This is a genomic window from Streptomyces violens (assembly GCF_000717745.1).
In the GTDB taxonomy this organism is placed as follows: Bacteria; Actinomycetota; Actinomycetes; order Streptomycetales; family Streptomycetaceae; genus Streptomyces; species Streptomyces violens.
Genome location: NZ_JOBH01000005.1, coordinates 259,385 through 285,848, shown reverse-complemented (window position 1 = coordinate 285,848; position 26,464 = coordinate 259,385). Strand labels below are relative to the sequence as shown.

The following is a 26,464-nucleotide window of genomic DNA, read 5'->3' as shown; positions in this document are numbered from 1 at the left end:
GGTGCGTCGTACGGCAGCCGCGGGGGCGGGCCGTACGTGCGGCCGCGCGTGTCCGCGGGGCGGTGCGGCGGCCGTGAGCTCTCGACTGTCAGACGTTGACGCCGAAGTCCTGGGCGATGCCGACCAGGCCCGAGGCGTAGCCCTGGCCGACGGCGCGGAACTTCCACTCCGCGCCGTTGCGGTACAGCTCGCCGAAGACCATCGCGGTCTCGGTGGCCGCGTCCTCGCTGAGGTCGTAGCGCGCGATCTCGGTGCCGCCGGCCTGGTTGATGATGCGGATGAAGGCGTTCCGCACCTGGCCGAAGTTCTGGCTGCGGTTCTCCGCGTCGTAGATGGAGACCGGGAAGACGATCTTCTCGACGTCGGCGGGCAGTGCGGCGAGGTTGACGTTGATCTGCTCGTCGTCGCCCTCGCCCTGGCCGGTGAGGTTGTCACCGGTGTGCACGATGGACTGGTCCGGCGTCGCCTTGTTGTTGAAGAACACGAAGTGCTGGTCCGAGAAGACCTTGCCGCTCGGGTTGACCGCGATCGCGCTCGCGTCGAGGTCGAAGTCCGTGCCCGTGGTGGTGCGGACGTCCCAGCCGAGGCCGACCGTGACGGCGGTCAGGCCCGGAGCCTCCTTGGTGAGCGAGACGTTGCCGCCCTTGGACAGGCTTACAGCCATGGGAGTGCCCTCTTTCCTCGTCGAATCATCGGGCTCCGTACTCCGGACGAAGCTACCGTCATCCTGCACAACGACTGCCGGGGACCTTGAGGTTCCAGCTTGCTTTACTTTCTTTGCCAAGTCCTGATGCCGCCCCTGCCGGCCGCCCCGCCGCTTCCCCGGCCGCCCTTTCGCACGGGTGACGAAATGCGGGCAACGAATGCGGTGACGAAATGCGGGTGACGGGACGGGCGTGGACGCGGGATCATGGGGGGCATGTCCGGGCCCTATGTCATCCGCGGTTCGGTCGCCCTCCCGGAGTCGGAGCTCGTCTGGCGCTTCTCACGGTCTTCCGGGCCCGGCGGCCAGCACGTCAACACTTCCGACAGCCAGGTGGAGCTGCGCTTCGACCTGGCCGCGACCGATGCGCTGCCCGAGGTCTGGAAGGACCGCGCGCTGCAGCGGCTGGGGGAGCGAGGGCGGCTGATCGACGGTGGCGTGGTGTCCGTACGGGCGTCGGAGCACCGCTCCCAGTGGCGCAACCGCGAGACGGCCGCGGTCCGGCTCGCGTCGTTGCTGGCGGAGGCGTCCGCGCCGCCGCCGAAGCCGCGCCGCAAGACGCGGATCCCGCGCGGCATCAATGAGCGCAGGCTGCGGGAGAAGAAGCAGCGCGGCGACACGAAGCGCGGCCGCTCGGGCCGCGACTGGCACTGACCGAGGCCGGAGCCGTTACCGGGCCGTTACCGGGCCGAACCGGCCCCCGCCGCGGCCCCCCTCCACGGCGCCCCACCGGCCCTAGCCCAGCTTCCGGTACCGCCCCCGGAAGTACGTCAGTGGGTTGCTCTCGATGTTCGGGGTGTGGGCGGTCAGTACGCGGCCGATGATGAGGGTGTGGTCGCCGGCCACGACGCGCTGCTCCGTGCGGCACTCCATCGACGCGAGGGCGCCCTTCACGAGTGCCGCGCCGGTCCGCTCGCCCCGTACGTGCGGGACGCTCGCGAAGAGGAGGCGGTCGCTGAGGCGGCCCTTCATGGCGAACTGGCCGGCGATGTTGCGCTGGCTCTCCGTCAGGACCGAGACGGCCCACAGGGGCTGCCGCTCCAGGATGTCGTCCATCCGCGAGTCGTTGCGGACGCTCACCATCACCAGCGGCGGGTCGAGCGAGACGGACATGAACGCGGTGGCGGTCATCCCCGCGTCCTCCCCGACCGGAAGACCGTCCCCGGCCGCGAGATCCTCGTCGGCCGGATCGTCCTCCGGGTCGAGGGCGGTGATCAGTACGACCCCGGCGGCGAGCCGGGACAGGGCGGCACGGAACTCGTCGGCACTCACCCCACCAGCATGCGGGATCATCTCCGGAGCAGGGCTGGTCTCCCGATCGGTGTGCGGGTCGGTGACGTCGGCGGCAGGGTTGTTCGTGAACACGTCATGAACGCTAAACGGGACCGCGTGCCGCCCGCATCGGGCCCTGGGACCAGCCGCGTCCTAGGACCCCCGACGGAGCCGGGGCGCTCCAGAGCCCGGAATTTGCGTTCAGGAAGTTTACGAACACATAGGAGGAGCTCCCGGAGAGGCACCGGAAGGGGCCTGACGCGACCTCCGTAACTTCACGGCGTGTTCTGTGACTTGAGTCACAGCGAGGGGTAATTGTTGACCCTGTGTACCGGGTGTACAGCTCACTGTGATTCAGTGGCCGTGGCAATCGGACGACTAGAGGACGACAAAAAGCCTGGAGTTGCTGTCGAGGTCTCAGGGAGAGCGAGCGATGGAGACCGAGTCGGAGCCATACGTCCGTCTTGCGACCCTGCGGCAGCTGCACCAAGTGGTCGCCGACCTGAACACCGCACGCAGCCTTGCGGACACCCTGCAGGCCGTCGCCGACGGGGCGATCAGCGGGCTGGGCTACGAGCTCGCCGCGGTCAACCTCGTACGGCCTGATGGCGACCTCGTGGTGGCCGCTGTCGCAGGCAGCGCGGGCGCCGAGGCGTTGCTGTCCGGCCGCGTCGGCTCCAGGGAGTCCTGGGAGCGCCGGCTGGCCATGGGGGAGCGCTGGGGCGACCTGTGCTTCATCCCGTACACGCAGGGCTGGGTGCTGGACGACGACGATGTCCCGCAGTGGCACACCTCCGGGCCCGCGCCGCGCTTCCCCGACGAGTGGCATCCGATGGACCGCCTCTTCGCGCCCATGTACGCGGCCTCCTCCGGGGGCGGCGACCTGCTCGGCGTGATCTCCGTCGACCGGCCGCGCAACGGGCGCCGTCCGGGCGCCTGGGGCCGCGAGGCGTTGCAGATGTTCGCTTTCCAGGCGGCGATTGCGATCAGTAATGCCCGGCTCCGGGCAAACATGCAGCGTGCGCTGGTCCGTCTGGAGCGCGAGCAGCAGGCGCTGCGGGCGAGTGAGGAAAGCTTCCGGCAGGCATTCGAGTACGCGCCGAGCGGCATGGCCATCGCCGAGATGGGCGGCGACCAGCACGGCCGGCTGCTGCGGACGAACGACGCGCTGTGCCGGCTGCTGGGGCGGCCGGCGTCCGTGATGCGCCGCTACGCCTTCTCCGACCTGGTGCATCCGGAGGACATCGGGACGCTGCTGCGGACCTCGGCCGAGGGCGGCCGCGCCGAGCTGCGGCTGGCCCGCCGGGACGGCTCGTACGTCTGGGTGAGTCTGCGCAACAGCGTCGTGGCCGACACCGCCGACGGCCCGCGCTTCCTGCTCACGCACGTCGAGGACATCGAGGAGCGCAAGCGGCACGAGCTGCAGCTCGCGCACCGCGCCAGCCACGACGCGCTGACCGGCCTGCCCAACAGCGCCGAGCTGCGCACCCGGCTCAGCGCCCGGCTGTGCTCGCGGCCGCCCGGCACGGACGAGGCGGACGCGTTCGCCTCGACGGCCGGCGGGGAGGACGACGGGCACGGCTTCCTGCCGGACGGCGGCGCCGAGGCGTTCGAGGGCTTCCACCTGGCCCGTACGGGCCCCGCGTACGACAGTCACGTGCACGCGGTCGCGCCGTCGGACGGGCCCGAGGACGACGGCGCCAAGGGGCTGGCCGTGCTCTTCTGCGACCTGGACGGCTTCAAGTCGATCAACGACCGGTTCGGGCACCACACGGGTGACGCGGTGCTCATCGAGGTGGCCCGGCGGCTGACCAACGGCGTACGGGACGGGGACACGGTCGCCCGGCTCGGTGGCGACGAGTTCGTCGTGCTGGCGGACGGGCTGGGCAAGGCGGACGCCGAGGACCTGGCCGTACGCCTGCGGAACGCGATCATTCCGCCGATCCGGGTGGACGGCCGGGCCGTGCGGGTCGGTGCCAGCTTCGGGATCGGCTGGGCGGGCTGCGGGATGTCGGCCGAGGAGGTCCTGCAATCCGCTGACCAGCGGATGTACGTCGAGAAGCGGTCCCGCTCGAAGGCGAACCGGCGGGTGAGCTGAGCGGCGGGAGCTCAGGAGCGGCAGCCGCCCCGGAGCGGCGGGCGGCTGGCCGGCAGTCGGCAGGCGCCCCTTCGCGCCACCCTGCGCCCCTCGGCAAGCCATGTGTCCGAAGACACCTCCGGACCGCCGGCGGCCGCCCGCACCGCGCTGACCGCCGCCGACCCCGCCGGGCGCCCGCCGTTCACCGTCCTGTAGTGATCTTGTGGCCGTACGGAACCGGCGTACGCGGCTCCGCACCGGGTAGGCTGCGCCGATGCGGCGCGGGCCGCCGGGGGCCTCACAAGCATGTAGACATCAGCACGTAGACATCAGTGCAAGACCGCTGGGGAGTGACGCGGAATGACGGCCGGTAGTAACGGCACGGACACGCCGGAGAACGACGATCCGTTCGGCTACCTCTACCGCTCGGAAGGCGGCGAGGCAGGCGCGCAGGGATCGGCGGGCGACGGCGCGGCGGTGCGGCAGCCGGGCGTTCCCAGGAGGTCGTACAACCAGGTGCGCGCCGTCGGCGAGCGCCAGTACGGCCAGCAGCAGTACGGCCAGCAGGCGTACGGCCGGCAGAACGCGCACTACGCGGCGCCCGAGACGCTGCAGAACGGTGCGCCGCGCCAGGCCGCTCCGGCCGGGCACGGTGCCGGCGCGGACCAGGGCCCGCGCCGTAACCGCAACGGCCTGCTGATCGGCGCCATCGCCGTGGTCGCCGTGGTCTGCGTCGGCATCGGCGTCGCGATGATCTCCAACAGCGACGACGACAAGTCCGCCGAGGCCGGCGGCGCCGGGGCGTCCGCGGGCGAGAACGTGGAGCCGAGCAAGAAGCCGTCCGACAAGCCGGCCGAGCCCGACCTGCCCAAGGCCGACGCGGGCAGCCTGCGGCTGGACGGCACGGCGACCACGGACAAGACCATCCCGGGGGCGCGCTCGGCCGGCGGTCTGTACGTCACCGGCATGAACACGCCGGGCGCCGCCGCCACCTGGAAGCTGGACGCGCCCAAGGACGGCCAGTACACCGTTTTCGTCGGGTACGGCGTCCCGGGCAAGGACGCCGACGCGACCCTGTCGATCAACGGCAAGGCCCGCGACTCCAAGCTCAACATGAAGAACTTCGCCGGGGCCCAGGAAGGCGACTGGGCGAAGGGCTGGACCCGCACCTTCGCCTGGGTCGAGCTCACCAAGGGCACCAACACGGTCAAGATCTCCTGCGAGCAGGGGAACCAGTGCGACTTCAATCTTGACCAGGTGTGGCTGAAGGCGGGCCAGGTCACCAAGCCGTAGCCGCGTGGCGGGTGAGCCGACATGAGGGCTCTGCCCCGGTAGGCCGTCGTCGGCCGACCCGCCGTCGTGGTTGCTCGCGCAGTTCCCCGCGCCCCTGAAGCGCCCGGAGGGCGCTCAGGCTGCCGCGGGGCCCTCCGTGACCTTGATCTGGTCCAGCAGTTCCGCGTATGTAGCGCGGTCGAATTCGCCCGCGGTCTGGGCCCGTACCGTCGCAGCCGACAGGGCCACCGCGCGGGCCAGCCGGTCCGGCCAGGAGAGCCCCTCCACCAGGCCGGACAGCAGTCCGGCCACCGCCGAGTCGCCCGCTCCCGTGGGGTTGCCCGCGATCCGCTGCGGCGGCGCGGCCTGCCAGGAGCCGTCCGCGGTCACCGCGAGCATCCCGTCCGCGCCGAGCGAGGCCGCGACCGTGTGCGCGCCCCGGCGGCGCGCATCGCGGGCGGCTCGCAGCGGCTCGTTGTGCCCGGTCAGCGCGGCCAGCTCATCGGCGTTCGGCTTGGCGAGGTCGGGCCGCGCCGCGAGGCCGCGGCGCAGCGGCTCGCCGCTGGTGTCGAGGAGGACGGGGACGCCGGCCGTGCGGGCCGTACGGGTGAGGCGCGCGTACACGTCCACGGGCACGCCGGGCGGCAGGCTGCCGCACAGGGCCACCGCCTGGGCGCCGTCGAGGAGTTCGCGGTACCGCGTGAGGAAGGCTTCCCACTCGGCGGGGGAGACGGTCGGTCCCGGCTCGTTGAGCTGGGTGGTGTCGCCGCCGGCGGTGTCCACGACGGCGACGGTGCGCCGGGTGGCGCTGCCGATCGGTACGAGCGCGTCGGTGACGCCGGTCTCCTGGGCGAGCATGGCGCGCAGCGCGTCGCCGGTGCCGCCGCCGGCGAATCCGGTGGCGACGGTGTCATGGCCCAGGGCGGCGAGCACCCGGGCGACGTTCAGGCCCTTGCCGCCGGGGCGTTCGGACACCTCGGTCACCCGGTTGGTGCCGCGCGGGCGGAGCCGCGGTACCCGGTAGGTGATGTCGAGTGCGGCGTTCAGCGTGACCGTGAGGATCATGGTTCCCCCTCCCGCGCAGTGGTCGGACGGCCGTGGTCTACGGCCGGGTACGGACGAGTGCGCGAGCGATCATGCCATCGGCGACGGCAGTTGGCACAGAGCGCGGGTGCCGCCCGGGCCGCGGATGCGGACCAATCGGCCCAGCCCGGGCGGGTGCCGCCCGGACCGTCCGCACCTGCTTCCTTACCCCGCCTGCGGTGGCCGTACCACCCACTCGCCCCGGCGCATGACGCCCACCAGGTCGTAGGAGGCGTCCAGTACGACCAGGTCGGCGTCCTTGCCGGGCTCGATGGAGCCGGTGCGGTCGTCGATGCCGAGCAGCCGGGCCGGGTTGCCGGACAGGGCCTGTACGGCGGCTTCGATGCCGATGCCGTCGATCGTGACGGCGCGCTTGAAGGCGAGGTCCAGGGTGAGCGTGGAGCCCGCGATCGAGCCGGCGGTGGGGCCGCCGTGGATGCGCGCGACACCGTCCCTGACCTCGACCTCCATCGGGCCGAGCGGGTACATGCCGTCGCTCATGCCGGCCGCGCCCATCGCGTCGGTGATGAACGCGACGCGCTCCGCGCCCGCGTGACGGAACGCCAGCTGCAGCACGGACGGGTGCAGATGGGTGCCGTCGTTGATCAGTTCGACGGTGATCCGCTCGTCCTCCAGGAGCGCGGCGATCGGGCCCGGCGTGCGGTGGTTCAGGCCCGGCATGGCGTTGAAGAGGTGCGTGGCGACGGTGGCGCCCGCGTCGATGGCCTCGCGCGTCGCGTCGTACGAGGAGTCGGTGTGGCCGATGGCCGCGATGACGCCGGACTCGGCCAGCAGGCGTACGGATTCCAGGCCGCCGGGCAGTTCCGGCGCGAGCGTCATCATCTTCGCCGTGCCGCGGGCCGCGTCGACCAGCTTGCGGACGTCCGACGGGTCCGGGTCGCGCAGCAGTTCGGGCTGGTGGGCGCCGCAGCGGTGGGCCGAGATGAACGGGCCCTCGAAGTGGATGCCGGCCAGCTCGCCCTGTTCGACCAGCTCGGAGAGGACGGCCGCCTGCCGGGCCAGGTCGGCCAGGTCGCCGGTGACGGTGGAGGCGGCCATGGAGGTGGTGCCGTGGCGGCGGTGGGTGTCGGCGACCTTCAGGCACTCTTCGGGGTCGGCGGAGGAGAAGGAGCCGCCGCCTCCGCCGTGTACGTGCATGTCCACGAAGCCGGGGACGATCAGGTGCCCGGACAGGTCGACGGTGGTGCCGCCGGCCGCGGGGCCCACGGCGAGCCGGTGCCCGTCGACCGTGAGGGTGAGGCCGTCGACGACGCCCGCGGGCAGCGCCACTCGGGCGCCGCTGAGGATGGTTCGGTCCGCCATCAGGCAGTTACCTCCGTGGAGAGAAGATCCCGGGCCAGCAGTCCTGCGCCCAGGCAGCCGGCGGCGTCCCCGAGCGCCGCGGGAACGATCGAGGGGAGCGGCTGGAAGGTAACCCGCCGCCGGACCGCCTCCCGCAGAGGCGCGAACAGCGTGTCGCCCGCCTCGGCGAGCCCGCCGCCGATGATCAGGGTCCGCGGGTCGAGCAGCGTGAGGCAGGTGACCAGGCCGTCCGCGAGCGCGTCGACGGCCTCCTGCCATACGGCCACGGCGCGCGGGTCGCCGGACTCGACCGCTTTGGCGGCGTCCGCCGCTGTGGCGTCCGGGTCACCGCAGGCGGCGGCCCAGGCCCGGCCGACGGCGGCGGCGGAGGCCAGCGTCTCCAGGCAGCCGCGCTGTCCGCAGCCGCACGGCGCGCCCTGGGGGCGTACGACGATGTGCCCGATCTCGCCAGCGCTGCCGTGCGCTCCGGCTTCGATCCGGCCGCCGATACCGATGGCGGCCGCGATGCCGGTGCCCAGCGGCAGGAAGACGAACCGGTCGGCGCCCTTGCCCGCGCCGATCCGGCCCTCGGCGAGCCCGCCGGTGCGCACGTCGTGGCCGAGCGCCACGGGGACGCCGCCGAGCTGCTCCGAGAGCAGGGCGCGCAGCGGGACGTCCCGCCAGCCGAGGTTCGCGGCGTACACGGCCGTGCCGCCGGCCTCGTCGATGATGCCGGGGACGGCGACGCCGGCCGCCGCCGCGGGCGCTCCGTACCGCTGCGCGCCCAGATCGCGCAGCTCGGCGGCGAAGTCGAGGATCGTTTCGACCACCGCCTCGGGGCCGCGCTCGCGTCCGGTGGGGCGGCGTGCCTCGTGCAGCAGGACGGGGGGCCGGGCGGGCGTGCCTTCGGAGGACGGCGCCTCCGTACCGACGAGTGCGGCCTTGATCCCGGTGCCGCCCACATCGAGCGCGATGACATGTCTCACGCGGCACAGTCTCCCGCGAGAAGCGCCGAGAGGTCTAGTCCACTACGGCCTCGGTGCCGGTGCGCCGGGGCGGAGGGCCGGTTCACGCGCCGTACACAGGGAGTTGGGCGGCGGGTCGCGTGCCCGGCGCCGGCCGGCCGCCGGCGCGGCGGGGCGCGAGGTGGCCGGGCGGCGGCCAGGAGGAGGCCCCTGTTCCGGTTCGCTGATGCGAAATGGAGACCTCATCTGGTGTAGACCTTGTGAGGGTGTGCGGGGCAGACTCGCAGCTCATGCGCCCGACGGGGGTGATCCCCGCCGCCGCGGCGCGTCCCGGAACGTACGGCACATCTGGACTCAAAGGGCGGAACAGGGCAGCAATGGCAGTACAGCGACGCTACAAGAGCCTGGCGGCGGCGGGGATCGCGACGGCCATGACGCTGACACTGGCCTCCTGCTCCGGCGGCCCCGTGGGCGGCGACGACGTCACCCTGAAGCTGGTCGCCGCCGACTACGGCGACGGCGCCGCCAACTCCAGCAAGCACTACTGGCACGACGTGGTCGAGGCGTTCGAGGCCAAGCACCCGCACATCAAGGTCGACGTCGACGTCTACAGCTGGAAGGACGTCGACAAGGAGGTCGAGAAGCGGGTCGAGGCCGGCAACGCCCCCGACATGGCCCAGATCGGCGCCTACGCCGACTACGCCGCCGAGGGCAAGCTCTACAGCGCCGACGACCTGCTCTCCATCACCACCCAGGCGGACTTCACGCCCGGCCTCGCGGAGGCGGGGGAGTACCACCGCGTCCAGTACGGCATGCCCTTCGGGGCCAGCACGCGCCGCCTCTTCTACAACAAGAAGCTCTTCGCGCAGGCCGGCATCGCGAGCCCGCCCAAGACCTGGTCCGACATCAAGCAGGACGCGCAGCTCCTGAAGGCCGCGGGCGTGAAGACCCCCTTCGCGCTGCCGCTCGGCCCCGAGGAGACCCAGGCCGAGACCATGATCTGGATGCTGAGCGGGGACGGCGGCTACACCGACTCCATCGGCAAGTACACGATCGACTCGCGGCAGAACATCCGCACGTTCAAGTGGGTCAAGGACAACCTCGTCACCCCGGGCCTGACCGGCACCGACCCCGCGAAGCTCAACCGGCAGGACGGCTTCAACGCCTTCGCGAGCGGCCAGGTCGGCATGCTCAACGGCCACCCCACGCTGATGCAGCAGGCCAAGGCCAAGGGCATCGACTACGGCACCGTCGCGCTCCCCGGCATCACCGGCCCGGCCAAGTCCACCATGGGCGTCGCCGACTGGATGATGGGCTTCAAGCAGAACGGGCACCGCGCCGAGATCGGCCAGTTCCTCGACTTCGTCTACAACGAGGACAACGTCATGCGGTTCTCCGGCGATTACGGCCTGCTGCCGGTCACCGTCTCCGCCTCCCAGGACATGCTCGCGGACGACAAGTACAAGAAGCTGCACGGCTTCCTGAAGCAGCTGCCGGAAGCGGAGTTCTACCCCGCCGACAAGACCTCCTGGCCGCTGGTCAGCAAGACCATCAAGGCGAAGATGGGCGACGCGGTCGGCAAGAACGGCGACCCCGCGACGGTGCTCAACGACATCCAGAACACCGCGGACGAGGCGGACAGCGCGACCCGGTGACGCCGGCCGGGCGTTGCGGCGCCCGGCCGGGTGATCAGTAGGGATGTCGTACCGCGGGGCTATCGTGGTCGTGTGGTCCCCGAATCGCCGTCCGAGCGGCTGTCAGCGCGCGACGAGGCCGTGCTCGCCGTGGAGCGCCGCTCCTGGGCCGGGCCCGGCGCCAAGGAGCGCGCCATACGGGAGCGGCTCGGCATCTCGCCGACCCGCTACTACCAGCTGCTCAACGCCCTCCTGGACGACCCGCGGGCGCTCGCCCACGACCCGGTGACGGTGAACCGGCTGCGACGGGTGCGAGAGGCGCGGCGGGCCCGCCGCTGACGATCCGAAAGATCGTCGTACGGCCTCCGTACGCCCCGCCCCACCGATAGGCTCGGCCCCATGGGCAGCCCCGAGAACCTCCTCGCGCAGCCGATGACCGAAGCGGGCCGTGCGGGCCTGGCCGGCTTCCTCGCCCGGCCGGCCGACGCCGTCGTCGCGCTCGACTTCGACGGCACCCTCGCCGGCATCGTCCCCGACCCCGAGCAGGCCCGCGCGCACCCCGGCGTGGTCCAAGCGCTCACGCGCCTCGCCCCGCTGCTGCGCGCCGTCGTAGTGATCACCGGCCGCCCGGCGGAGACGGCCGTCCGGCTCGGCGGCTTCGCCGAAGCGGACGGCCTGGACCGCCTCGTCGTCCTCGGGCACTACGGCGCGGAGCGCTGGGAGGCCGCCACCGGCCGGATCGAGGCGCCCGCGCCGCCGCCGGGCGTCGCCGCGGCGACCGCCGAGCTGCCGGGCCTGCTGGCGGACTCAGGTGCCTGGCAGGACGGACCGGCCGACGCCGCGATCGAGGCCGCGATCGAAACCAAGGGCGGCCGGGCCGTCGCCGTGCACACCCGCCGCACCGCCGACCCGCAGGGCACCTTCGAGGCGCTGCGCGCGCCCCTGGCCGCGCTCGCCGAGCGACACGGCCTGATCGTCGAGCCGGGTCGCTTCGTCCTGGAGCTGCGCCCGCCCGGCGTCGACAAGGGCGTCGCGCTCACCTCGTACGTACGCGAGGTGGCCGCCGGCGCGGTCCTCTACGCGGGCGACGACCTCGGAGACCTGGCCGCCTACGCGGCCGTCGACGCCCTGCGCGCCGAGGGCCTGCCCGGCGTACTGGTGTGCAGCTCGGCAACGGTCGGCGAGGGCGCCGAGGAACTGGCGGACCGCGCGGACCTGGTGGTACCGGGCCCACAGGGCGTCGTCGAACTACTGACGGGACTGGCGGAGGCGGCAGCGCCCTGAAGGGGCGCGGGGAACTGCGCGACCAGCCACAACGGCGCGCCAGCCGGCAAACGCACCGCCCGGGGCACCCCGGAATCCGCGGGCCTCAGCCCCCCAGCGTCCGCAACTGGTCCAAGAACCACTGGGCGGGCGGCAGAGCAGTCGCCGCCGCCGCCAACCGCTTGGCGCGCTCGGCCCGCTCATCGAGCGGCATCGTCAGCGCCGCGTGCAGCGCCTCGGCCGTGCCCCCGATGTCGTACGGATTGACCACCAGCGCGTCCTCCGCCAGCTCCGCACAGGCCCCGGCCTCCCGGGAGAGGACCAGCGCGCAGCCCGCCTCGGACACCACCGGCACCTCCTTCGCGACGAGGTTCATGCCGTCGCGGATGGGGTTGACCAGGGCGACGTCGGCGAGCCGGTAGGCGGCCAGGGAGCGCGCGAAGTCGTCCTTGACGTGCAGCACGACCGGCAGCCAGCCGTCCGTGCCGAACTCGTCGTTGATCTTCGCCGCCAGCCGCCCGACCTCCTCGGTGTACTGCCGGTACACCGCCAGGTCCTGCCGCGAGGGGTAGGCGAACGCTATGTGCACCACCCGGCCGCGCCACTCGGGCCGGTCGGTCAGCAGCCGCCGGTACGCCTGGAGGCCGCGCACGATGTTCTTGGACAGCTCCGTGCGGTCCACGCGGACGATCGTCCGCCGCGGCGCGCCGTCCTCCCCGGTACCGATCTGCTCGCGCAGGTCCGCCAGCCGCTCGTCGACGTCCGGCTGCCGGGAGCGCTCGCGCAGGAAGTCCGCGTCGGCGCCCAGGCCGTGCACCCCGAGCCGGGTGGTCCGGCCCTCGTACGTGACGCGCAGGCCCGCCTCGCCGTCTCTGGCGACCTCGGCGCCCAGCACCGAAGCACAGCACTCCGCGAACGCCGCGGCCCAGCGGTGGGTAAGGAACGCCGCCCGGTCGCCGCCCAGGATGCCGCGCAGCACCTCGGCCGCCACGTCGTCCGGCAGCAGCCGGAAGTAGTCCGGCGGCGCCCAGGGGGTGTGCGAGAAGTGGCCGATGCGCAGGTCGGGGCGGCGCTCGCGGAGCAGCCCCGGGACCAGCGTGAGGTGGTAGTCCTGCACGAGGACGGCGGCGCCGGGCGCCGCGGCCTCGGCTAGCGCGTCGGCGAAGGCGGCGTTGTACGCCTCGTACGACGCCCACTGGCGGCGGAATTCCGCGTCGAAGGCGGGCTCCAGCGGCGTCTGGTAGAGCAGGTGGTGGACGAACCACAGCACGGAGTTGGCGACGCCGTTGTACGCGGCGGCGAAGACCTCGGGCGCTATGTCCAGCATCCGGACGGACTGTCCGCCGGTGTCGCCGGGGTCCAGCAGCCCGTCGCCGGCGGCGGCCCGCCGGGCCGCCTCACGGTCGCCGTCGCCGAGCGCGGCGCACACCCACACCGCCCCGGCGTCCGGGCCGATGGCCGAGAGTCCGGAGACCAGACCGCCACCGCCCCGCCGGGAGGTCAGCGCGCCGTCCTCGCCCAAGGCATAGGAGACCGGACCGCGGTTGGACGCGACGAGAACCTGGGCACCTGAGCTGGAGGAGACCATGCCGATGACCTAACCCGCCACAGATCCGCTCAAACGTGCGGCCGCCCGGGCTCTCACGCCGCGCGCCGCTCCGCGTACTCCGGTATGCCGCGCATCGGCGGCCGCTCCTCGGTGTCCACGTCGGTCGTCCGCGGGACGAACCCGCCCTCCTCGCCGCGGTCGAACTGGGTGAGCCGGGGCCGTACGAGGTGCCCGCGTGCCAGCCGCAGCTGGGCGGTGCGGTAGATCGCCGCGGCCATCCGGCCGAGCGCCTGCCCGTCCTGGTGCCGGTGCTTGCGCACGCCCACGTCCACCTGCGCCAGCGCGTCCAGGCCCACCGTGTGCAGCGCGTCGACCAGCAGGCCCAGCTCGACGCCGTACCCGATAGGGAAGGGCAACTGTTCGAGCAGCGAACGACGCGCCGCGTACTCGCCGCCCAGCGGCTGGACGAAGCCGGCCAGCTGCGGCCAGTGCAGATTGAGCAGCGGGCGGGCCACCAGCTCGGTGACCCGGCCTCCCTGGCCGGCCTTCGGACCGTCGGCGCCCTCGCCCAGCGGCCGGTCGTACATCGCCTTCACGAACTGCACCTGCGGCTCGGTGAGCAGCGGTCCGACGATCCCGGACACGAAGGCGGGGGAGAACTCGCGCAGGTCGGCGTCGACGAAGCAGACGATGTCGCCGCTGGTGGCCAGCAGCGAGCGCCACAGCACCTCGCCCTTGCCGGGCACCGTCGCCAGCCGGGGCAGGATCGCGTCGCGGTGCACGACCCGGGCGCCCGCGGCGGCCGCGACCTCGGCGGTGCGGTCGGTGGAGCCGGAGTCCACCACGACCAGCTCGTCGACCAGGGGCACCGCCGCGGACATCAGATCGCGGCGGATGATCTCCACGATCGTGCCGACCGTGGCCTCCTCGTCGAGCGCGGGCAGCACTACGCTGACCGTCTGCCCTGTCCGGCTCTTCGCGGCCAACAGCTGGTCGAGCGGTCGGTCGGCGGCAGACCAGGAGCGGCCGGCCAGCCAGCGCTCCACCTCTTCCAGCACGTATCCGTCTCCCTAAAGTGATCCATCTCGCGCATCGGACGGCTATCTCAACCGTCCATGCCTTCGGTTACAGTCTTGAACAACGCGGATGACCACCGCATGCCGGGGTCACCGCTGAACAAACGCCTGTGTTTCGTACGCAGGCCATACCGCTCATCCAGAGGGGCAGAGGGATACGGCCCGTTGAAGCCCCGGCAACCCTCCAGCCGGTCTTGCCGCCAGGACGCTGATGTCCGACGCGCGCGAGGCTCCCGGCTAGGGAAGGTGCCAAATCCGTCTCGCGGCGAGATGCGCCGCGAGGAAGATGAGGAGAAAGGGCCTCGCCTCCATGGCTGTGCAAGCTGCAGAAAGCACCACCTCCACCGTCTCCCTCGGTCCCGCCGCCGCGCTGTCCTGTCGCGAGTGCGGTACGCGCTTCCCGCTCGGCCCGATCTTCGCGTGCCAGGAATGTTTCGGGCCGCTCGAAGTGGCATACGACCTGCCGAGCGGCGACCCGGAGGGCCTGAAGAAGCAGATCGAGGCCGGTCCGAACAACATCTGGCGGTACGCGCCGCTGCTGCCCGTCCCCGCCGACGTGGCCGACAAGCCCAACCTCAACCCGGGCTTCACCAAGCTGGTCAAGGCCGACCGCCTCGCCGCCGAACTGGGCGTCACCGGCGGCCTGTACGTGAAGGACGACTCCGGCAACCCGACGCACTCCTTCAAGGACCGCGTCGTGGCCATCGCCGTCGAGGCGGCCCGCGCCTTCGGCTTCACCACCCTGTCCTGCTCCTCCACCGGCAATCTGGCCGGTGCGGTCGGCGCCGCCGCGCGCCGGGCGGGCTTCCGCTCCTGCGTGTTCATCCCGCACGACCTGGAGGCCGGCAAGGTCGTCATGGCCGCGGTCTACGGTGGCGACCTGGTCGGCATCGAGGGCAACTACGACGACGTCAACCGCTTCTGCTCCGAGCTCATCGGCGACCCGCTGGGCGAGGGCTGGGGCTTCGTGAACGTCAACCTCCGCCCGTACTACGGCGAGGGCTCCAAGACGCTCGCGTACGAGATCTGCGAGCAGCTCGGCTGGGAGCTCCCGGACCAGCTCGTCATCCCGATCGCCTCGGGTTCGCAGCTCACGAAGATCGACAAGGGGCTCAAGGAGCTCATCGCGCTCGGCCTCGTCGAGGACAAGCCGTACAAGATCTTCGGCGCCCAGGCCGAGGGCTGCTCGCCGGTGTCCACCGCCTTCAAGGCCGGCCACGACGTCGTACGCCCGCAGAAGCCGAACACCATCGCCAAGTCGCTGGCCATCGGCAACCCGGCGGACGGCCCGTACGTGCTCGACATCGCCCGGCGCACCGGCGGCGCGGTCGAGGACGTCAACGACGAGCAGGTCGTGGACGCGATCAAGCTGCTGGCCCGCACGGAGGGCATCTTCGCGGAGACCGCGGGCGGCGTGACCGTCGGCGTCACCAAGAAGCTCATCGAGAACGGGCAGATCGACCCGGCGAAGTCCCTCGTCGTCCTCAACACCGGTGACGGCCTGAAGACGCTGGACGCCGTGGCGCCGACCACCGGCCCGACCGCGACCATCCGCCCGAGCCTGGACGCGTTCCGCGAGGCCGGCCTCGACAAGTAAGCCCCGCCCCGCCAGGCAGGCCCCGCACTCGTTTCCCCGGAACCCGGAAGGCAGAACCCCATGAGCGTCAACGTCCGCATCCCCACCATCCTGCGCACCTACACCGGCGGCAAGGCCGAGGTGCCCGCCGAGGGCGCGACCCTCTCCGAGGTCATCACGGACCTGGAGAAGAACCACACCGGCATCGCGGCCCGCGTCCTGGACGACCAGGGCAAGCTGCGCCGCTTCGTGAACGTCTACGTCAACGACGACGACGTGCGCTTCGAGCAGGGCCTGGAGACCCCGACGCCGGACGGCGCGGGCGTCTCGATCATCCCCGCGGTGGCCGGCGGCTGCTGAAGCCCGTCGTCCCCGGCGCACGCCCTTAGTGCGCCCTGTGTGCGCCCCCTGTGCACCGTCTCGTGGGTGACCGCATACGCCTCCTGGAATCGCCCCGTCCGCAGCAAAAGCGGACGGGGCGATTCCATGTCGTTAAAGGCGATACAGTTGAGGTGAATCCTCTTCACGCGCGTGCCCGACGCATATGAGAACGCGACAAGATGTGCCCAAACTGTGTGCGCATTTTGTCGTGTTGATGAGCTATGCCCGGCCCGGCTTGCCCAGAATTATTGAGACTTCGCCGCAAATCGGCGAATGGTCGTGGGCAGAATTCTCGTCCGATTGACCTGTTGCGCTGGGCATTGGTGCAGATACATTCAGCGGCGGTCGACGCGTTCCGGCGCACACCCTCCTTGGGGGTGAGGTCTGACCCGGGTCCGCGGAGTGCGGTCCTGCGCAAGGGCCAGCAATAGGGGAGTTAGGAATGGCTCAGGGCACCGTCAAGTGGTTCAACGCGGAGAAGGGGTACGGCTTCATCGCGGTCGACGGTGGTGCGGATGTTTTCGTCCACTACAGCGCGATCCAGATGGACGGGTACCGCACCCTTGAGGAAGGTCAGCGGGTCGAGTTCGAGATCTCGCAGGGCCAGAAGGGGCCGCAGGCGGACATGGTTCGCGTGGCCGGCTGAGCGCCGACCGACTGCAGCGTACGGAGGCCCGTACCCCCTAGGGGGTACGGGCCTTCTGTTGTGTACGGGTGTGCGCGGGGCCCAGCCCCTTGCGGCGCTGCCGCGCGATCCCGCAGGCTGGCTGAGGCGCTTGCACTCGAGGGTGTCGAGTGCTAATCATTGCGTTAGCACTCTGAAGGTGAGAGTGACAGAACTTCGGATCGGGCCGGTGAGGCCCGCGGCCCGGTGGGGCAGGGAACCACGGGGCTGCAGGCCGTCCGTCGCGGGCGCCGGCACGGTCCACTGCGTTTCCACCCCTGTCCGGGAGGACCACTTCACATGGCCAAGATCATCGCGTTCGACGAGGAGGCACGGCGCGGTCTCGAGCGCGGGATGAACCAGCTCGCCGACGCCGTCAAGGTCACCCTTGGCCCCAAGGGCCGCAACGTCGTCCTTGAGAAGAAGTGGGGCGCCCCCACGATCACCAACGATGGTGTCTCCATCGCCAAGGAGATCGAGCTCGAGGACCCGTACGAGAAGATCGGCGCCGAGCTGGTCAAGGAGGTCGCGAAGAAGACGGACGACGTCGCCGGTGACGGCACGACGACCGCGACCGTCCTGGCCCAGGCCCTGGTCCGCGAGGGCCTGCGCAACGTCGCGGCCGGCGCCAACCCGATGGCCCTGAAGCGCGGCATCGAGCGCGCCGTCGAGGCCGTCTCCGCCGCCCTGCTGGAGCAGGCGAAGGACGTGGAGACCAAGGAGCAGATCGCCTCCACCGCCTCCATCTCCGCTGCTGACACCCAGATCGGCGAGCTCATCGCCGAGGCCATGGACAAGGTCGGCAAGGAAGGCGTCATCACCGTCGAGGAGTCCCAGACCTTCGGTCTGGAGCTGGAGCTCACCGAGGGTATGCGCTTCGACAAGGGCTACATCTCGGCGTACTTCGCCACCGACATGGAGCGTATGGAGGCGTCGCTCGACGACCCGTACATCCTGATCGTCAACTCCAAGATCTCCAACGTGAAGGACCTCCTTCCGCTGCTGGAGAAGGTCATGCAGTCGGGCAAGCCGCTGCTGATCATCGCGGAGGACGTCGAGGGCGAGGCCCTGTCGACCCTGGTCGTCAACAAGATCCGTGGCACCTTCAAGTCCGTCGCCGTGAAGGCCCCGGGCTTCGGTGACCGCCGCAAGGCCATGCTCGGCGACATCGCCATCCTCACCGGTGGCACCGTCATCTCCGAGGAGGTCGGCCTCAAGCTCGAGAACGCCGGTCTGGACCTCCTGGGCCGCGCCCGCAAGGTCGTCATCACCAAGGACGAGACCACCATCGTCGACGGTGCCGGTGACAGCGAGCAGGTTCAGGGCCGCGTCAACCAGATCCGCGCCGAGATCGAGAACTCGGACAGCGACTACGACCGCGAGAAGCTGCAGGAGCGCCTGGCGAAGCTCGCCGGCGGTGTTGCGGTCATCAAGGCCGGTGCCGCGACCGAGGTCGAGCTCAAGGAGCGCAAGCACCGCATCGAGGACGCCGTTCGCAACGCGAAGGCGGCCGTCGAGGAGGGCATCGTCGCCGGCGGTGGCGTCGCCCTGCTGCAGGCTTCCTCGGTCTTCGAGAAGCTCGAGCTCGAGGGCGACGAGGCCACCGGTGCCGCCGCTGTGAAGCTGGCCCTGGAGGCCCCGCTGAAGCAGATCTCCGTCAACGGCGGCCTCGAGGGCGGCGTCGTGGTGGAGAAGGTGCGCAACCTGGCCGTCGGCCACGGTCTGAACGCCGCGACCGGCGAGTACGTCGACATGATCGCCGAGGGCATCATCGACCCCGCCAAGGTCACCCGCTCCGCGCTGCAGAACGCCGCCTCCATCGCGGCGCTCTTCCTCACCACCGAGGCCGTCATCGCCGACAAGCCGGAGAAGGCCGCCGCGGGCGGCGCCCCGGGCGGCATGCCGGGCGGTGACATGGACTTCTGATCCACCCCTTCCGGGAACGGATCAGCTGTTCATCGCTGTACGAACCGAGGGCGGCACCCCCATCGCGGGGGTGCCGCCCTCGGGCGTTTCCACGGCTGTCGTGGCCGCCGGTGCTGTCAGCGGTGCCGGGTCAGACGGACGCGGGCTCCTTCGCCGTGGAGGGCCCGCCCGCGGCGGCCGAGCCGGTCCCCGTGCCGCCGGCCACCGGGGAGCGCGCGGCGTCGGCGTCGGCGTTCAGGTCGGTCAGCATCTGCTTGCTGAAGCCGAAGAAGTACGTGGCCAGGAAGCCGACGAGGTAGCCGGCCAGGAGGCCGATGGCGTAGACGACGGCTGTGGCGGCCAGGTCGTGGTTGCCCTTGAGGAGGGGGAAGAGGGCCCAGCCGGAGGGGCCGATGGCGGTGGAGCCGACGGCCGTGCCGAGCTGGTTGAGGAGGCCGACGAACGCGCCGCCGAACGCGCCGCCGACGCAGGCGGTGATGAAGGGGCGGCCGAGGGGGAGCGAGACGCCGTAGATCAGCGGCTCGCCGACGCCGAGGAAGCCGGCGGGGAGGGCTGACTTGATGGTCGTACGGATCGAGCCGTTGCGGGGGAGGCGGAGGTAGACGGCGATGGCCGCGCCCACCTGGCCCGCGCCCGCCATGGCGAGGATCGGCAGCAGGACCGTGTAGGTCTGCTGCTCGATGAGGGTGGTGTGGATGGGGATGAGGGCCTGGTGGAGGCCGAGCATCACCAGCGGGAGGAAGAGGCCGCCGAGGACGAAGCCGGCGAGCGCGCCGCCGTGGGCGAGGAGCCAGTTGGCGGCCGTACCGATCGCGGCGGACACCTCGCCCGCCGCGTACATCAGGCCGAAGATCGTCACCAGGCCGGTGAGCAGGACCGTGAGGGTGGGGGTGACGAGGACGTCGAGGGATTCCGGTACCCATCTGCGGCACCACTTCTCGATGTACACCGCCAGCACCGCGGCGCCGAGTGCGCCCAGTACGCCGCCCTGGCCCGGGGAGAGCTTCTGGCCGAACGCGGTGATGTTCGCGACGCCGGGGAAGACGATGATCGCGGCGACCGCGCCGCCGAGGATCGGGGTGCCGCCGAACTCCTTCGCCGTGTTGTAGCCGACGAACACCGCGATCAGGGCCATGAAGCCGGAGGCGATGGCGGTGAGCGCGGGGACGAGCGTGGGCAGCCAGCCGAGGTTGGTGAGCAGGCCGTTGATGCCGGCGATGATGCCGCAGCCGATGAGCGCGGGGATCAGCGGGACGAAGATGTTCGCGATCCGGCGGAGGAACAGCTTGAAGGGGGTGGCGTTCGCCGCCTTCCGGCGCGCCTTGATGGCGGCGCCCTGGGCGGCCAGCTCGTCGGCCGTGGTGGTGGGGGCGGACGGGGAGCCGGGGGCCGGCTCGGGGGCGGGCGCCGGGCCGGGCGCTGCCCCGCGCTCCTCCTCGACCAGCTCTTCGAAGACGGGAGTGACGCGGGCGACCGTACCGGGGCCGAGCACGATCTGGTACGTGTCGTCCTCGACCACCCCCATGACGGCCGGCAGCGCCTTGAGCGCGTCGTCCTGGACCAGCGAACGGTCCTTGATGCCAAGGCGGAGCCGGGTCATGCAGTGGGCGATGGAGGTGATGTTGCCAGCGCCGCCCACGAGGGGCAGGAGCGCGGCGGCGGTGGCGCGGTTCTTGTCCGGGGAGGTGGAGTTCCCCTGGGGAGATGCAGAGGTCATGTGCGAGGCGCTGTTCTGTCGGAGGGGGCGCCGCGGGGGCGCGGGGCAGCGGCGCCTCCCCGGGGGAGGAGGGCGCCGGGCGGTCAGCTTTCCTTGGCGGCGGCCTGGAGCGCGGCGCGCAGGTGGCCGTGGGAGTCGGCGAGCAGACGGGCCGCGGTGGGCCCGTCCACGGAGCCGAGGAGCACCAGGATGGCGTGCTTCACCTCGCCGTCGGTGGCGGCGAGCGCTTCTTCGATCTCCGTGTCGGACGCGCCCGTGGCGAGCGCGACGATGCGGCGGGAGCGGGCCCGCAGCTTGTCGTTGGACGCGCGGACGTCGACCATCAGGTTTCCGTAGGTCTTGCCCAGCCGGATCATCGTGATCGTCGAGAGCATGTTCAGGACCAGCTTCTGGGCCGTGCCGGCCTTCAGGCGGGTCGAGCCGGTCAGCAGCTCGGGGCCGACGACGACCTCGATGCCGTGATCGGCGGCGGCCGCGAGCGCGGATCCGGCGTTGCACGACAGGCCCACGGTCAGCGCGCCCTGGGCGCGGGCGTGCTCGACGGCGCCGATGGCGTACGGAGTACGGCCCGAGGCGGAGATGCCGACCACCGTGTCCTCGGCGGTCAGGCCCAGCGCGTCCAGCTCGGCGGCGGCCAGGTCCTTGCTGTCCTCGGCGCCCTCCACGGCGGTGATCATCGCGGGCGGGCCGCCCGCGATCAGCCCGATCACTTCCTCGGGATCGGTGTTGAACGTGGGCGGGCACTCGCTGGCGTCCAGGATGCCGAGCCGACCGGCCGTGCCGGCCCCGGCGTAGATCAGCCGGCCGCCGCGGGCCATGCGCGCGGCGATGCCGTCGATGGCGGCGGCGATCCGCGGCAGCTCCTCGGCGACGGCGGCGGGGACGGTGGCGTCCTCGCCGTTCATCGTGCGGGCGATCTCCAGGGTGGAGCGCCGGTCGATCTCGGCGAGCTCCGGCCGGAACGCCTCGGTGGTGAGGGTGTCCAGCTGGGCGCGCAGGGCGGTGTGGTCAGCGGTGGAAGTCATGGCGGTGGGGGCTCTCCGAGTACGGCTGAAGGGGGAGGCGGGTGAGGCGTGCGGCCGGCGAGCGGTCAGCGGGGGCGGGGGGAGTGGCGGTGGGCCAGGGCCTCGTACGAAGCGGAGAGGGCGGGCGCCGCCGTCTCGTACGTCCGCTGGGCGACGCCGACGAAGAGGCAGTCGACGACGAGCAGCTGGCTCGTGCGCGAGGACATGGCCGCCGGACGCAGCTCGCTCTCGCGCGCCGTGGACGTGGTCAGTATGTGATCGGCGTACGAGGCGATCTCGCCGTCCGGGCGGCCGGTGACCGCGATGGTCGTCGCGCCGCGGTCGAAGGCGACCCGCAGCGGCTCTATGACGTCCGTGGTGCGCCCGGAGTGGGTGATCGCGACGGCGACGTCGCCGGCCCGCATCTGCACGGCGTTCGTCACCGCGAGGTGCGGGTCGGAGTGGGCGTGCGCGATCAGGCCGATGCGCAGCAGCTTCTGGGCCAGGTCCTGGCCGACGAGGCTGGAGGCGCCTATGCCGTACACATCGATCCTGCGGGCGCCGGCGAGCGCGGCCACGGCCGCCTCCAGCTGGGTGGTGTCCAGCGCGGCCGCGGTGTCGGCGAGGCACTGCTGCTCTTCCTGCGCGAGCTTGGCGACCACGTCCGTGAGCGAGTCGTCGACCGCTATGTCCGCCGTGACGGCGGGCGCGCGGCCCGCGGCCTGCTGGGCGGCGAGGGCGGCGAGCGCCAGCCGCAGGTCGCGGTAGCCCGGGTAACCGAGCAGGCGGGAGGTGCGGACGACGGTGGCCTCGCTGGTGCCCGTGCGCTCCGCGAGGCCGGTGACGGTGAGCGCGGCGCAGCCGGCCGGGTCGCCGGCGACGGTCTCCGCGACCCGCTGCATGGAGCGGGTCATGGAAGGCGCGAGGGTCCGCACCTTCGCCGCCAGGGCGGCGGGGGCGGGCGGGGTCGCGGCGTCGGGAGCCGCGCCGTTGAAAGTTTCCTTCAGTCTGGTGCTCACCTCTGAAAAGTAATTTCAGTCACCGGCGGCGTCAATACCCCTCTGTCGCCTGTGGACAACTCCGCGCCGCTGGGACGAGGGGGAACGCGTGTGGGTGTCCGGCGTGTACGCGCGACAATGGGCGCATGGAGTTGGAACAGGCGCTGCACGCCGCCCGGGCCCTGGTGATCGCGGACCTGATGGCGGGCGATGTCGCCGACGCGGACATCGTCTCGCTGGTGGAGGACGCGGTCGCGCACCGCCGGTGGTGGGTCGAGCAGTGGCCGGCGGGCGTCGAATTCGTCGCCGGGCTCGTCGCCCAGGACGTGCAGGATTCCCTGCTGGAGCGGTACGGCCGCTGGCCGCTGTGCCCGGTGTGCACCGAGGGCGGCGACCCGCACGCGCTGGACGTGGAGCCGGAGCTGGGGCCCGACCCGCACTGGGTCTGCCCGAAGACGGCCGTTGCGGTGGCCCCGGTCGGCTCGCTCGGCGGGCCCCTGGGGAGCTGAGGGGCGGCGTGGCGATCTACATCGATCCGCCGACCTGGCCGGGGCACGGCCGGCTGTGGTCGCATCTGGTGAGCGACGCGTCGTTCGAGGAGCTGCACGACTTCGCGGCCCGGATCGGCGCGCCGCGGCGGGCGTTCGAGCGCGATCACTACGACCTGCCGGCGGAACGGTACGCCGATGCCGTACGCGCCGGCGCGGTCGAGATCGGCAGCAAGGAACTGGTCCGCCGCCTGACGGCCGCGGGCCTCCGTCGTCCGAAAAACCGCCGGATCTGACCGCTTTCGTGCGGTCCGTTCCCGTACCGTACGGGCATGAGGGCTGCGAAGGAACCGTCGACCGAGCTCGACCCCCGGTACAGCAGCGAGGACGCGGCGCCGACGTCCTGGGCGGAGGCCCGTGACCGGCTCGCCGCCGCGGAGATCTTCTGGCTGGCGACGGTGCGCCCCGAAGGGCGACCGCACGTCACTCCGCTGATCGCCGTCTGGCACGACGGCGCGCTGTACTTCAGCACCGGCCCCGAGGAGCGCAAGGCGCGCAACCTCGCGGCCAACCCGTACTGCACGCTCACCACCGGATCCAACGCCCTCGGTGAGGGGATGGACCTGGTGGTCGAGGGCAGGGCGGCCGAGGTGCACGACGACGCACGGCTGCGGCAGCTGGCCGAGGCGCATGAGGCCAAGTACGGCGCCGACTGGCACTACGACGTGCGCGACGGCGACTTCTGGCACCGGGTCGGCGGGCGGGCGACCGTCTACGAGGTCGCGCCGGTCACCGCCTACGGGTTCGCCAGGGGCGCCCGGTACGCGCAGACGCGTTGGCGGTTCGAGCGGGGCGGCGCCGGCTGACCGGGCCGCCCCGTCGGGTGGAGCCGTCCGTCAGAGGCGCTTGCCGCCCGCCGCAGCGCTGCGGTCGTCCGCCGCGGAGCTACGGTCGTCGGCCGCGGCGCCACGGTCGTCCGCCGCCGCCTCGTGGGCGTGCGGCGCCTCCGAGGACGCCACCAGCCGGGACGCCGCGCCCGTGGAGCGCTGCAGTCGGTACGCGACGGCGGTCGCGGCGACGGCGGCCGCCGCCAGTGCGGCGCCGGTCCAGGCCACGGCCGGGTAGCCCCAGTGTGCGCTGATGACCAGGCCGCCCAGCCACGGACCGAGCGTGTTGCCGATGTTGAAGGCGGCCGTCGTGGTGGCGCCGGCCAGCGTCGGCGCGGCGTTGGCGACGTTGAACATCCGGGCGTTCAGGGCCGGGGCCGTGGTGAACGCCGTGACGCCCAGCATCAGGGACAGCGCGATCGCGGCTACGGAGTTGTGCGCGGTGAGCGCAAGGACCGCCAGCACGAGGGTGGAGGCGATGATGCCCCCGAAGAGGGTCGGGAACAGGTGCGCGTCGGCGATCCGGCCGCCTATGTAGGTACCGATGAGCGCGCCCACACCGAAGAGCGCCAGCACCGTGGGCACCCAGCTCTCGGCGAGCCCGGCGGTGTCGGTGAGCAGCGGGGAGAGGTACGAGAAGAGCGCGAAGACCGCAGCGCCGTTCAGCGCGGTGGCGCTGAGCGCGAGCCAGACCTGCTTGTCACGGTAGATCGTCAGTTCGCGGCGGAGCTGCGGACGGTCCTCGCCCGTGGGCACCTCCGTACGCGGCACGAAGGCGATCACGCCGACGAGGCCGATCGCGGAGAGGACCGCCACGCCCCAGAACGCGGCGCGCCAGCCGGCGGACTGCCCGAGCAGCGCGCCGGCCGGCACGCCCGCGATGTTGGCGATGCTCAGTCCGCCGACCATCACGGCCATCGCGCGGGCGCGCGCGGTGAACGGCACCAGCGAGACGGCCACGGCCGCGCCCACCGCCCAGAAGCCGGCGCAGGCCAGCGCGCTCACCACCCGGGAGATGAAGAGCACCGTGTACGAGGGCGCGAGTGCGCCCGCGACCTGGCCGACGCCGAAGACGGCGAGCAGCGCGATCAGCGTCGTGCGCCGCGGGAGGCGGAGCGTGGCGGCGGCCAGCGTCGGAGCGCCGACCACCATGCCGATCGCGAACGCCGATACGAGCAGCCCGGCCTGCGGGATTGAGACGTGCATGTCCCGGGCCAGTGGCTGGAGGATCCCCGAGAGCATGAACTCGGAGGTCCCGAGGGAAAAAACTGACAATCCGAGGATGTAGACAGCGATGGGCATACGGGCGCGTTCGGCGCGATCAGGAGGGGCAGGCATGACACGCATGAACAGCATGAACACGCCTGACATTCCCGGGAGGTTCGCGCCGCCGCGAATCCGTCAGCCCTGCTCAGGCGTCGGCGGCCCCGTCCAGTACGCCATCCCGTACCGCCGTGACGAACGCCGACCAGGTCGCCGGGGCCAGGACGAGCGCCGGGCCCCAGGGGTTCTTGCTGTCGCGCACCGGGACCGCGCCCGGCGCGCCGTGACCCATCTCCACGCAGTCGCCGCCGCTGCCGCCGCTGTAGCTGCTCTTGCGCCAGCTGATGCAGGAGAGGTCGAGCGCGCGGTGTGCCGGGCGGCGGACCGCGGCGCTCTCCGCGCCGTGGCCCGCCCCGTGAACGGCACCGTGCCGCGCGGGGTGGAACGTGTGTTGATCAATAACCATCGTGGTAATCCTTCGCCGCCGACTCGATGAGAACGAGGGACGCTTCGGGTGACAGTGCAGCGGCCCGGACGAGATCGTAAGCCAAGCCGTACCGTTCCACATGCGAAGGCTCGTCCAACATTTGCCCTGTTGCAAGGCCTTGTAGGTACGCGACGGGGGGTGCATCTGCAAATGTCATCAGCTTCAGCGAGCCTTCGAGCGCCGCGTGGGCGCCCTCCGCGTACGGCAGCACCTGCACGATGACGCGATTCCGACGCATGAGTGCCGCGATATGAGCGAGCTGGGTGTGCATCGCGGCCGGACCGCCTACAGGGCGGCGCAGCACGTTCTCGTCCAGCACCGCCCAGAACAGGGGGGTTGTTGGATCCTCGAGAACGCGGGCCCGGTCCAGTCGCGCGGACAGTAAGTCGTCGATGACCCCCTCCGGGGCGACCGGGTGCACCGCGCGGAAAACGGCCCGCGCGTAATCCTCCGTTTGCAGCAGCCCCGGGACGAGCAGCGGGGCGTATTCCCTGATCGAGATCGCCATCGCCTCGAACTCGGCGGCGTCTGCGAAGTGTTCCGGATAGCGGGAACGCTGGGCGGCTTCGACGTTCCGCTCGAAGAATCCGTCCGTGCCGAGGATCTCGTCGATCCGCCGTGCGTACTCCCCCTGCATCCGTCGTGCGCCCGATTCGAGCTGGCCGATGAACGACCCGCTCACGAACATCGGCGCCCCGAGCTCTGCCTGCGTCAGCCCCGCACTTTCTCGCTTGAACCGCAGCTCAGCGCCGTAGAGCGCCCTCGGTGAAAGCGACGGATCCAGTTGTTTCGGCTTCGGCATGGCCCACTCCCTGTCGTGCACCTGGTGTTGTTGGACGTCACCCTCTGTCAAGCTTAACCCCGGACCGTCACCATA

26 protein-coding genes and 1 riboswitch are annotated in these 26,464 nt (G+C 71.8%); of the genes, 13 read left to right on the top strand and 13 right to left on the bottom strand.

The window, feature by feature from the left end; all coding sequences use genetic code 11:
* Positions 1–88: 88 nt before the first annotated feature.
* Positions 89–664, bottom strand: a complete 576-nt coding sequence (locus IF04_RS0111995; RefSeq protein WP_030254613.1) for a TerD family protein — start codon at positions 662–664, stop codon at positions 89–91.
* 255 nt (positions 665–919) lie between these two features.
* On the opposite strand from IF04_RS0111995, the gene arfB reads away from it, so the two are divergent.
* Complete coding sequence (gene arfB / locus IF04_RS0111990; protein WP_030254610.1) at positions 920–1,357, top strand: alternative ribosome rescue aminoacyl-tRNA hydrolase ArfB; 438 nt, start codon at positions 920–922, stop codon at positions 1,355–1,357.
* An 81-nt stretch (positions 1,358–1,438) separates the two neighbouring features.
* On the opposite strand, the gene IF04_RS0111985 is transcribed toward arfB, so the two are convergent.
* On the bottom strand, positions 1,439–1,996 hold the full coding sequence (locus tag IF04_RS0111985; protein ID WP_078600223.1) for a flavin reductase family protein: 558 nt from the start codon (positions 1,994–1,996) through the stop codon (positions 1,439–1,441).
* Positions 1,997–2,408: 412 nt separating this feature from the next.
* Here IF04_RS0111985 and cdgB point away from each other — a divergent pair, with 412 nt between their 5' ends.
* Both cdgB and IF04_RS0111970 read left to right on the top strand, forming a co-directional pair.
* Positions 2,409–4,073 carry a diguanylate cyclase CdgB gene (cdgB, locus tag IF04_RS0111980; RefSeq protein ID WP_030254603.1) on the top strand — a complete coding sequence of 555 codons (1,665 nt, stop codon included), beginning with the start codon at positions 2,409–2,411 and terminating at the stop codon, positions 4,071–4,073.
* 339 nt (positions 4,074–4,412) lie between these two features.
* On the top strand, positions 4,413–5,345 hold the full coding sequence (locus IF04_RS0111970) for a carbohydrate-binding protein (protein ID WP_030254600.1): 933 nt from the start codon (positions 4,413–4,415) through the stop codon (positions 5,343–5,345).
* Between the two features lie 114 nt (positions 5,346–5,459).
* Here IF04_RS0111970 and pfkB read toward each other — a convergent pair whose 3' ends face one another.
* The 3 genes from pfkB to IF04_RS0111955 form a co-directional block, all read right to left on the bottom strand.
* Positions 5,460–6,389 carry a 1-phosphofructokinase gene (gene pfkB, locus IF04_RS0111965; protein WP_030254597.1) on the bottom strand — a complete coding sequence of 310 codons (930 nt, stop codon included), beginning with the start codon at positions 6,387–6,389 and terminating at the stop codon, positions 5,460–5,462.
* 183 nt (positions 6,390–6,572) lie between these two features.
* Entirely contained in the window at positions 6,573–7,730 is a 1,158-nt protein-coding gene (gene nagA, locus IF04_RS0111960; RefSeq protein WP_030254594.1) for an N-acetylglucosamine-6-phosphate deacetylase, read from the bottom strand.
* Positions 7,730–8,695, bottom strand: a complete 966-nt coding sequence (locus tag IF04_RS0111955) for an ROK family protein (RefSeq protein ID WP_030254592.1) — start codon at positions 8,693–8,695, stop codon at positions 7,730–7,732. Before IF04_RS0111955 ends, nagA begins: the two co-directional genes overlap by 1 nt.
* A gap of 356 nt (positions 8,696–9,051) precedes the next feature.
* Between IF04_RS0111955 and IF04_RS0111950 the strand changes: the two genes are divergently transcribed.
* The 3 genes from IF04_RS0111950 to otsB all read left to right on the top strand — a co-directional run bounded on the left by IF04_RS0111950 (position 9,052) and on the right by otsB (position 11,592).
* Positions 9,052–10,329 (top strand): extracellular solute-binding protein, encoded by a 1,278-nt coding sequence (locus IF04_RS0111950; RefSeq protein ID WP_030254590.1) that lies wholly within the window; start codon positions 9,052–9,054, stop codon positions 10,327–10,329.
* A gap of 72 nt (positions 10,330–10,401) precedes the next feature.
* Complete coding sequence (locus tag IF04_RS0111945; RefSeq protein ID WP_030254587.1) at positions 10,402–10,647, top strand: DUF3263 domain-containing protein; 246 nt, start codon at positions 10,402–10,404, stop codon at positions 10,645–10,647.
* A gap of 60 nt (positions 10,648–10,707) precedes the next feature.
* Complete coding sequence (otsB, locus tag IF04_RS0111940; RefSeq protein ID WP_030254584.1) at positions 10,708–11,592, top strand: trehalose-phosphatase; 885 nt, start codon at positions 10,708–10,710, stop codon at positions 11,590–11,592.
* Positions 11,593–11,677: 85 nt separating this feature from the next.
* Here otsB and IF04_RS0111935 read toward each other — a convergent pair whose 3' ends face one another.
* Together IF04_RS0111935 and IF04_RS0111930 are read right to left on the bottom strand one after the other, a co-directional pair.
* Positions 11,678–13,159: an alpha,alpha-trehalose-phosphate synthase (UDP-forming) gene (locus IF04_RS0111935; RefSeq protein ID WP_030254581.1), complete on the bottom strand. Its 1,482-nt coding sequence runs from the start codon at positions 13,157–13,159 to the stop codon at positions 11,678–11,680.
* Positions 13,160–13,212: 53 nt separating this feature from the next.
* Positions 13,213–14,178 (bottom strand): glucosyl-3-phosphoglycerate synthase, encoded by a 966-nt coding sequence (locus IF04_RS0111930; RefSeq protein WP_030254578.1) that lies wholly within the window; start codon positions 14,176–14,178, stop codon positions 13,213–13,215.
* A 150-nt stretch (positions 14,179–14,328) separates the two neighbouring features.
* Positions 14,329–14,489: riboswitch (SAM riboswitch) on the top strand.
* 17 nt (positions 14,490–14,506) lie between these two features.
* Here IF04_RS0111930 and thrC point away from each other — a divergent pair.
* From thrC to groL, 4 genes are all read left to right on the top strand, one after another.
* Positions 14,507–15,793, top strand: a complete 1,287-nt coding sequence (gene thrC / locus IF04_RS0111925; protein WP_030254576.1) for a threonine synthase — start codon at positions 14,507–14,509, stop codon at positions 15,791–15,793.
* A gap of 60 nt (positions 15,794–15,853) precedes the next feature.
* Positions 15,854–16,132 (top strand): MoaD/ThiS family protein, encoded by a 279-nt coding sequence (locus tag IF04_RS0111920; RefSeq protein WP_030254573.1) that lies wholly within the window; start codon positions 15,854–15,856, stop codon positions 16,130–16,132.
* A 463-nt stretch (positions 16,133–16,595) separates the two neighbouring features.
* On the top strand, positions 16,596–16,799 hold the full coding sequence (locus IF04_RS0111915; RefSeq protein WP_003986833.1) for a cold-shock protein: 204 nt from the start codon (positions 16,596–16,598) through the stop codon (positions 16,797–16,799).
* 318 nt (positions 16,800–17,117) lie between these two features.
* Positions 17,118–18,743: a chaperonin GroEL gene (gene groL / locus IF04_RS0111910; protein ID WP_030254570.1), complete on the top strand. Its 1,626-nt coding sequence runs from the start codon at positions 17,118–17,120 to the stop codon at positions 18,741–18,743.
* A gap of 130 nt (positions 18,744–18,873) precedes the next feature.
* On the opposite strand, the gene IF04_RS0111905 is transcribed toward groL, so the two are convergent.
* From IF04_RS0111905 to IF04_RS0111895, 3 genes are all read right to left on the bottom strand, one after another.
* Positions 18,874–20,460: a PTS transporter subunit EIIC gene (locus IF04_RS0111905; RefSeq protein WP_030254567.1), complete on the bottom strand. Its 1,587-nt coding sequence runs from the start codon at positions 20,458–20,460 to the stop codon at positions 18,874–18,876.
* An 83-nt stretch (positions 20,461–20,543) separates the two neighbouring features.
* A complete protein-coding gene (murQ, locus tag IF04_RS0111900; protein WP_030254564.1) occupies positions 20,544–21,485 on the bottom strand; it encodes an N-acetylmuramic acid 6-phosphate etherase in 942 nt (313 codons plus the stop codon).
* Between the two features lie 65 nt (positions 21,486–21,550).
* Positions 21,551–22,483, bottom strand: a complete 933-nt coding sequence (locus tag IF04_RS0111895; RefSeq protein ID WP_030254562.1) for a MurR/RpiR family transcriptional regulator — start codon at positions 22,481–22,483, stop codon at positions 21,551–21,553.
* Positions 22,484–22,608: 125 nt separating this feature from the next.
* Here IF04_RS0111895 and IF04_RS0111890 point away from each other — a divergent pair, with 125 nt between their 5' ends.
* The 3 genes from IF04_RS0111890 to IF04_RS0111880 are packed head-to-tail and all read left to right on the top strand — an operon-like array spanning position 22,609 to position 23,816.
* Positions 22,609–22,971 (top strand): hypothetical protein, encoded by a 363-nt coding sequence (locus tag IF04_RS0111890; protein ID WP_030254559.1) that lies wholly within the window; start codon positions 22,609–22,611, stop codon positions 22,969–22,971.
* Between the two features lie 8 nt (positions 22,972–22,979).
* Positions 22,980–23,246, top strand: a complete 267-nt coding sequence (locus IF04_RS0111885; protein WP_030254558.1) for a DUF4031 domain-containing protein — start codon at positions 22,980–22,982, stop codon at positions 23,244–23,246.
* Positions 23,247–23,282: 36 nt separating this feature from the next.
* The gene (locus IF04_RS0111880) at positions 23,283–23,816 is read left to right on the top strand and encodes a pyridoxamine 5'-phosphate oxidase family protein (protein ID WP_030254554.1); all 534 of its coding nucleotides are present in this window, start codon (positions 23,283–23,285) and stop codon (positions 23,814–23,816) included.
* Positions 23,817–23,846: 30 nt separating this feature from the next.
* Here the strand turns inward: IF04_RS0111880 and IF04_RS0111875 are convergent, their stop codons facing one another.
* The 3 genes from IF04_RS0111875 to IF04_RS0111865 form a co-directional block, all read right to left on the bottom strand.
* On the bottom strand, positions 23,847–25,139 hold the full coding sequence (locus IF04_RS0111875; RefSeq protein WP_051831131.1) for a Cmx/CmrA family chloramphenicol efflux MFS transporter: 1,293 nt from the start codon (positions 25,137–25,139) through the stop codon (positions 23,847–23,849).
* A 109-nt stretch (positions 25,140–25,248) separates the two neighbouring features.
* Entirely contained in the window at positions 25,249–25,566 is a 318-nt protein-coding gene (locus tag IF04_RS40235) for a DUF397 domain-containing protein (RefSeq protein ID WP_078600187.1), read from the bottom strand.
* Positions 25,556–26,389 carry a helix-turn-helix domain-containing protein gene (locus IF04_RS0111865; RefSeq protein WP_030254547.1) on the bottom strand — a complete coding sequence of 278 codons (834 nt, stop codon included), beginning with the start codon at positions 26,387–26,389 and terminating at the stop codon, positions 25,556–25,558. The genes IF04_RS40235 and IF04_RS0111865 overlap by 11 nt, the downstream gene beginning before the upstream one ends.
* Positions 26,390–26,464 lie beyond the last annotated feature (75 nt).

What these genes read in the sequence shown, in the direction of transcription:
- IF04_RS0111890 (WP_030254559.1), top strand. Translation starts at nt 22,609, where the DNA reads ATGGAGTTGGAACAGGCGCTGCACGCCGCCCGGGCCCTGGTGATCGCG.
- pfkB (WP_030254597.1), bottom strand. Translation starts at nt 6,389, where the DNA reads ATGATCCTCACGGTCACGCTGAACGCCGCACTCGACATCACCTACCGG.
- cdgB (WP_030254603.1), top strand. Translation starts at nt 2,409, where the DNA reads ATGGAGACCGAGTCGGAGCCATACGTCCGTCTTGCGACCCTGCGGCAG.
- otsB (WP_030254584.1), top strand. Translation starts at nt 10,708, where the DNA reads ATGGGCAGCCCCGAGAACCTCCTCGCGCAGCCGATGACCGAAGCGGGC.
- IF04_RS0111875 (WP_051831131.1), bottom strand. Translation starts at nt 25,139, where the DNA reads ATGCCCATCGCTGTCTACATCCTCGGATTGTCAGTTTTTTCCCTCGGG.
- IF04_RS0111905 (WP_030254567.1), bottom strand. Translation starts at nt 20,460, where the DNA reads ATGACCTCTGCATCTCCCCAGGGGAACTCCACCTCCCCGGACAAGAAC.
- nagA (WP_030254594.1), bottom strand. Translation starts at nt 7,730, where the DNA reads ATGGCGGACCGAACCATCCTCAGCGGCGCCCGAGTGGCGCTGCCCGCG.
- IF04_RS0111985 (WP_078600223.1), bottom strand. Translation starts at nt 1,996, where the DNA reads ATGATCCCGCATGCTGGTGGGGTGAGTGCCGACGAGTTCCGTGCCGCC.
- IF04_RS0111950 (WP_030254590.1), top strand. Translation starts at nt 9,052, where the DNA reads ATGGCAGTACAGCGACGCTACAAGAGCCTGGCGGCGGCGGGGATCGCG.
- thrC (WP_030254576.1), top strand. Translation starts at nt 14,507, where the DNA reads ATGGCTGTGCAAGCTGCAGAAAGCACCACCTCCACCGTCTCCCTCGGT.
- IF04_RS40235 (WP_078600187.1), bottom strand. Translation starts at nt 25,566, where the DNA reads ATGGTTATTGATCAACACACGTTCCACCCCGCGCGGCACGGTGCCGTT.
- IF04_RS0111995 (WP_030254613.1), bottom strand. Translation starts at nt 664, where the DNA reads ATGGCTGTAAGCCTGTCCAAGGGCGGCAACGTCTCGCTCACCAAGGAG.
- IF04_RS0111970 (WP_030254600.1), top strand. Translation starts at nt 4,413, where the DNA reads ATGACGGCCGGTAGTAACGGCACGGACACGCCGGAGAACGACGATCCG.
- IF04_RS0111920 (WP_030254573.1), top strand. Translation starts at nt 15,854, where the DNA reads ATGAGCGTCAACGTCCGCATCCCCACCATCCTGCGCACCTACACCGGC.
- IF04_RS0111915 (WP_003986833.1), top strand. Translation starts at nt 16,596, where the DNA reads ATGGCTCAGGGCACCGTCAAGTGGTTCAACGCGGAGAAGGGGTACGGC.
- IF04_RS0111865 (WP_030254547.1), bottom strand. Translation starts at nt 26,389, where the DNA reads ATGCCGAAGCCGAAACAACTGGATCCGTCGCTTTCACCGAGGGCGCTC.
- IF04_RS0111935 (WP_030254581.1), bottom strand. Translation starts at nt 13,159, where the DNA reads ATGGTCTCCTCCAGCTCAGGTGCCCAGGTTCTCGTCGCGTCCAACCGC.
- groL (WP_030254570.1), top strand. Translation starts at nt 17,118, where the DNA reads ATGGCCAAGATCATCGCGTTCGACGAGGAGGCACGGCGCGGTCTCGAG.
- arfB (WP_030254610.1), top strand. Translation starts at nt 920, where the DNA reads ATGTCCGGGCCCTATGTCATCCGCGGTTCGGTCGCCCTCCCGGAGTCG.
- murQ (WP_030254564.1), bottom strand. Translation starts at nt 21,485, where the DNA reads ATGACTTCCACCGCTGACCACACCGCCCTGCGCGCCCAGCTGGACACC.
- IF04_RS0111880 (WP_030254554.1), top strand. Translation starts at nt 23,283, where the DNA reads ATGAGGGCTGCGAAGGAACCGTCGACCGAGCTCGACCCCCGGTACAGC.